The sequence below is a fragment of the Arthrobacter sp. Y3221114 genome (assembly GCF_059092625.1).
Genome location: NZ_JBNHHW010000020.1, coordinates 1 through 347 on the forward strand (window position 1 = coordinate 1; position 347 = coordinate 347).

1 pseudogene is annotated in these 347 nt (G+C 70.3%); it reads left to right on the plus strand.

Going from position 1 to position 347, the window contains the following annotated elements:
* Window positions 1–347, plus strand: a pseudogene (locus tag AC5RV3_RS17740) (hypothetical protein); the annotation flags it as partial.

The window sequence follows — 347 nt, forward strand, 5'->3', positions numbered from 1 at the left end:
ATCAGGACGGTGCCGAGCCGACCGAGGAGGAACTGCGGGCCCGGCAGGGCATGTTCTACCGGGGCCGGCGGCGGGGGTTGCACCAGTTCGTCATCAATACCACCGATGCGCAGTACGAAGCACTCGCCACCGTGATGAACAGCGCCGCGAACCCGCGGATCCGTCCCGACGCCATCGAAACCGCCGCCAACGGCGGTAGTGAAGGTGACACGGCAGGATCCGCCGGCCCCGACACCGGCAGCGCGGCAAGCACCGACGCGGGCACGTCCATGGGCGGCGGTAACAGCAATGTTGCCGGGACCGGATCCACTGAGGCAGGCAGGGGCGGCGCCGGCGCCGCTGGTGCG